At 71.6% G+C, this 3,755-nt stretch carries 3 protein-coding genes; 1 reads left to right on the top strand and 2 read right to left on the bottom strand.

Annotated elements, in window-relative coordinates:
- Positions 1 to 144: 144 nt before the first annotated feature.
- Together ACFWPT_RS40710 and ACFWPT_RS40705 are read right to left on the bottom strand one after the other, a co-directional pair.
- Positions 145 to 867 (bottom strand): GntR family transcriptional regulator, encoded by a 723-nt coding sequence (locus ACFWPT_RS40710; protein WP_063352252.1) that lies wholly within the window; start codon positions 865 to 867, stop codon positions 145 to 147.
- A gap of 381 nt (positions 868 to 1,248) precedes the next feature.
- Positions 1,249 to 2,844, bottom strand: coding sequence for an FAD-dependent oxidoreductase (locus ACFWPT_RS40705; RefSeq protein ID WP_380488083.1), 1,596 nt, complete (start codon positions 2,842 to 2,844; stop codon positions 1,249 to 1,251).
- A gap of 98 nt (positions 2,845 to 2,942) precedes the next feature.
- Here ACFWPT_RS40705 and ACFWPT_RS40700 point away from each other — a divergent pair, with 98 nt between their 5' ends.
- Entirely contained in the window at positions 2,943 to 3,665 is a 723-nt protein-coding gene (locus ACFWPT_RS40700) for a TetR/AcrR family transcriptional regulator (RefSeq protein ID WP_380368466.1), read from the top strand.
- Positions 3,666 to 3,755: the final 90 nt, after the last annotated feature.

Here is a 3,755-nt window from a genome sequence, read left to right as displayed (position 1 = left end):
CACTGGTCACACTTCCGACGACGAAGCCAAGCCCGCGCCCGCAACTCCCACTACAAACGCCGAGGACACACCCCCCAGATGCGGTTGCAGTACTAAGGGGCCGGGGCGGCTTGTGCGTTTGTCGGTGGCGCAGGTGTCGGGGGCTCAGGCGCCGTACTCGTAGCCGACCGTGACCCGGGTCGGGACGACCCAGAGGCCGAACTCGATCACGCCCTCGTCGTCCGACCAGCGATGCACCCCGCCCAGGACCGGGGACCCCACGCGAAGACCCAGGGCCGATGCCTCTCGGGCATCGCACTCCCGGGCATGCATGTCATCCCGGGCATGCGTGATCGTCCGGCCGGAAGCGTCGAGCACTTTCGCAGTGAGACCCGCGTTCTTGCCGGGCGCCGTCGAGAGCAGATCCGGCACCAGCGCTGCGAAGTGCGCCGGGTACCAGACGACCGCCAGCATGGTCCGGCTCCGGCCCCGGCCCGCGATGTACTCGCGCCTGACCAGCTGATCGCCGGGATCAAGGTTGAAGATGTCCTGCACGTACAACGGGGGCACCACCAGCTCGGCGGCCGTGACCCGGCTGGTTTCGCCCTCCATCAGGCTGGACCTGAGCCGCTGGACCGTGGTCAGCCGGTCCCGTCCCGTCGCGGTCGACGTCACCTCGTCCGCGACGAACGTGCCACGCGGACTCGTCCTGATGAGCCCTTCCACCATCAGCTGGTTCAAGGCCCTGCTGACGGTTGCCGCTGCGACGTTCCACCGCTGGCACATCTCCCTGTTGGTCGGGAGTTTCTCGCCTGGAACGAGTTCGCCGGTGAGTATCGCCTGCCGGTAGTGATCGGCGATCGCGGTGAACGTCTTGGAGCCGGCCATGCGCTACTCCTCAGTCGAGGTGATAGTCACTCAGGAGCACACTAGTGAACCGACGTTGAAGCCGACAGCACTTCTCCTCGCTCTACCTTCTGACCTAGGACACAGGTTGAGTGCTCTAGGGAGTTCGCAGTGGCGGTTCGCAAGAGGTCTCGCGCGTCAAGGACCTTACGGACTCAGGCATCGAGCGTTTCCAGATCTCCCGGACCGTCTTCAGGGCGGGGGGTCCGGCGGTTCACGGTGTCCTCGTCGGCGCTCTCGGGCGTTGCTTCATCGGGCTCCTTTCGCGGCCGAGTTCGGCCCGATCGCCGCCGACGCGCCAACCGGGGCATCGGGCGTCCGTGCAGCCGTCCCGATTCCGGGGGCGGTCGGAGGGCTCGAAGTTCAGCGCACCGGCTCGGGCCCCGGCGAGGGGGACGGGGTGCCCGCCCAGCGGTGCAGGGCGGCTTCGAGGGCGGCGGCGTCGGCGGCGGCCCCGGTGGCGGTGCTGGTGGTGTCGCAGGCCCAGGCGACCACTCCGTCCGGGCGGACGAGGACTCCGGTCGGTGTCGCGCTGTCGTCGGCCACAGCGGTCACAACGGTCACCCGCCCGGTCCAGTCCGAGGCGAGGCGGGTGAACGCGCCGTCCGCCGTGCGGTCGAGCAGCAGGAACCCGCCGCCGTGGCCGTGGTCGACCAGCCGGGAGCCGTCCCCCAGCCACAGGTCGGGGACGTACCGCCCGACCAGCGGGTGGTCGCCGGGCAGGTCGATGCGCTGCGTCACCCCGGAGATCTTCTTGACCGCGTGGGTCGCGCCCGCCCCGGTGCCCAGCAGGTCGGCGACGACCTCCCGGAGCGCGGCCGACTTGGCGTCACCGCGCATCACCCCGATCTGGGCCCGCGTCCAGTCCAGCACCCAGGCGCCGAGGGGGCGGCGCTCGGCGTCGTAGGTGTCGAGCAGTCCTTCGGGCGCCCACCCGGCGACCACGGCGCCGAGCTTCCAGCCGAGGTTCATCGCGTCGCCGACCCCGAGGTTGAGCCCCTGGCCGCCGAACGGCGAGTGCACGTGCGCGGCGTCGCCGGCCAGGAGCACCCGCCCCGAGCGGTAGGCCGCGGCCTGGCGGGCGTTGTCGCTCCAGCGGGTCGCGGGGCCGCGCAGCGCGGTGAGGGTGACGTCGGTGCCCGAGACCCGGCGCAGGCTGCTCTGCACCTCCTCAAGGGTGACCGGCGCGGAGCGGTCGGCGGGGCCGCCGTCGAACTCCACGGTGACCACCCGCCCGGGCTGCGGCCCGTAGCGGTAGGCGCCCCGGGTCGACCACGCCCATCCGTCCGCGAGCACCGTGGGGTCGGCGATGTCGACGACCGCCAGGTGTCCGGTGAGTTCGGGGTCGGTGCCGGGGAAGCCGATGCCCGCGAGGCGGCGCACGGTGCTGCGCCCGCCGTCGCACCCGACCAGCCATCCGGTGCGCACTGTGCCGGCGGTGGTGGTGACGAGCACGCCGTCGCCGGTGTCTTCGAGCGCGGTGACCTCCACCCCGCGACGCACCGCCACGCCCAGGCGCGCGGCCTGGCCGGCCAGCAGTGCCTCCAGCTCGCGCTGCGGCACCATCCGCGCTCCGTCGACGGCGGTGTGCGCGGCGAGGTCGGCGTCGGACCAGTCAACGAGGTCGGCGTCGAGGACCATCCCGGCGAAGTGCCCGGTGAAGCGGGGTGCGCGCGCCGGCCGGCCGCCGCCGGGCGGCTGGTCGACCGCGCGGGCGAACGACCCGACCCGTTCGAGCTGCTCCCGCTGCACCTGTTCGGCGGCCGGCAGCAGGCCGCGGCGGTCGAGCGCCTCGGCCGTCGGGACGTTGACCGCCCCCGCCTTCATCGACCGGTCCGGCTCGGCGAGCCGTTCGAGCACCTGCACCGTCGCCCCGGAGAGCGCCAGCTCGGCGGCGAGCACGAGGCCCACCGGCCCGGCGCCGACGACGGTCACGTCCACGTCCACGTCCCGCTGCACGTCCCGGCTCACGGCCTGGTTCGAATCCTGGTTCACATTCGTAGTCACGAACAGTGTTCTATAAACGAACGGCGTTCGTGTCAAGCTATGATGGTCCGGTGAACCCGAGAGAGCGACGCGCGGCACGCCACCAGCCGCCGAACCCCGACGCCGAGACCGACCCCAGGCCGCGGCGCCGCAAGGCCCCCATCACCGTGGACCAGGTCATCGACACCGCGCTGGACGTCATCGCCACCGAGGGCTACGAGGCACTGACCATGCGCCGCCTCGCCGGCGCCCTCGACACCGGACCCGCCTCGCTCTACGCCCACGTCGTCAACAAGGCCGACCTCGACGAGCTGCTCATCGGACGGCTGTGCGCCGCGCTCGCCCTGCCCGAGCCCGACCCCACGGCCTGGCGGGACCAGATCCGCGGCGTCTGCACCCAGATCCGCGACCAGTACCTGGACTACCCCGGGATCTCCCGCGCCGCGCTCGCCATGGCCCCCACCGACCTCGAAACCATGCGCGTCAGCGAAGGGATGCTGGCGATCCTGCTCGCCGGCGGCGTCGCCCCACAGGCCGCCGCCTGGGCCGTCGACGCGCTCCTGCTGTACGTGGCCGCCTACTGCCTCGAAGTCTCGATCGTGCGCCAGCGAGCGGCACACGACGACGACGCGTGGGTCCTCGACCGCGACGAACTACTGCGCCGCCTCACCGCCCTGCCCGCCGCGGCCTTCCCCCACACCACCCGCCACGCCGCCGAAATCACCGCCGGCACGGGCCACGACCGCTTCGACTTCACCGTCTCCCTGATGATCGACGGCCTCGCCCGCCGCTAGTGTCCTGAGTCTGGAATTTCATTCATAAATATAGACTTGGCCTATGGCGCGGACGGGTCGACCAAAGGTCGAGTTGGTGTTGTCGGACGA

The organism is Kitasatospora sp. NPDC058478, from assembly GCF_042720345.1.
Classification (GTDB): domain Bacteria; phylum Actinomycetota; class Actinomycetes; order Streptomycetales; family Streptomycetaceae; genus Kitasatospora.
Note: the sequence above shows the minus strand (reverse complement) of the source record. Positions and strands in the feature narration are given on the sequence as shown.

Bases quoted from the DNA above. Each gene is read 5' to 3' on its own strand.
- ACFWPT_RS40710 (WP_063352252.1), bottom strand. From the start codon at position 867: ATGGCCGGCTCCAAGACGTTCACCGCGATCGCCGATCACTACCGGCAG.